Below are 1,229 nucleotides of genomic sequence, written 5' to 3' on the forward strand. Positions count from 1 at the left end.
GGGTTTCGGCGCGCGGGCTGGAAGCGGTGTCTTCGGGCGGAGGTTCCGGAATCCCCTGCGGACACGGGCTGGAGTCAGCCTTGTGGGTTCGGCGGGTCGTTCCCAGGGGCGGCGCAGGTCCGCGGTGAGCGTGCGGGCAACCCGGAGTTGGGTGTAGGTGGCGATGACGAGCCAGGTCCAGCGGTCCGCCGCGTGAGGGTCACGGATCTTCGGGGCGGTCCAGCCGAGGGTCTGCTTGAACAGCCGGAAGGTGTGTTCCAGGTCGAACCGGCGGAGAAACGACTGCCAGGCGCGGTCGACGTCGGTGGCGCTCGCGTCGATGGTGGAGGACCACAGCCAGACCGGTTTCGGGTTCCGTTCGCCCGGGATGTGGTCGACGACGAGACGGATCAGGGTGCCCTCGATGATCGGAAGCTGGTCGGTGTGGTTCTCCCAGGCGGCGCGGCGGGTCAGCCGGGGGTGGGCTCGGTCCCACGCGGTGGCGGCCGCGGTGCCGTACCGGCTGGTGTCGGTAGTCGTGGTGAGCGCGGGGGCGGGCAGGCTGGCCGGGTCACCCAGGCGCAGCTCGGGGCCATGGCGAGGCGGCCGGCCGGAGGCGCGTGGCGGGCGGGGCGGAACGGGCAGGTGGAAGACCCGGTCGGAACGTAGCCGGCCGACGAGGTCGACGGGCAGGTCGGCCAGCAGCCAGGCCAGGCGGGTGACGTCGTAGCCGGCGTCGAGGACGACGAGGATGTTCGGGGTGCCGGCGGTGTGGTGGCCGGCGGTGGTGAGCCGGTCGACGACCTCACGTACCTGGGTGGCGGTCACTGTGGTGAGGTCGTCGTCGGGGCCGAGGCGGACCGCGTCGAGCGGTGCCGTCCACGAGGTGCGGCCCGGTTCGAGGGCGGCGACGAACGAGTAGGGCCAGCCCGGGATCATCTGGGCGTTGCCTTTTCCTCGGCCGTAGGTGTGGCAGAACAGCCGCTGCGGGCTGGTGGCTGCGTCCGGACGCAGCCAGGGGCTGACGTCCACGCCCAGGACGATGCGGCCGTCGGCGGCTCGTGGGAGCGGTAGCCCGGCCAGCGACCGTCGCAGCCGGTCCACCTCCACCCGGCCGTGGTTCACCGCGTCGTACAGCGCGCCGTGCCCCCGGCGATGCTCTGGTGCCAGCGACAGGCCGACCAGGTCACGGACCGGACCGTCCGTGCACAGCACGGCGTCGGCGAGCTCGAACAGGGCATCCGCCCGCC

At 72.7% G+C, this 1,229-nt stretch carries 1 protein-coding gene; it reads right to left on the reverse strand.

All coding sequences use genetic code 11. From position 1 onward, the window contains the following. Positions 1-1,229 (reverse strand): NF041680 family putative transposase (locus AC5LUJ_RS19445; RefSeq protein ID WP_493465443.1); only part of this gene is annotated, 1,229 nt, incomplete at both ends.

Source organism: Protofrankia sp. CiP1_Cm_nod3 (assembly GCF_982290655.1).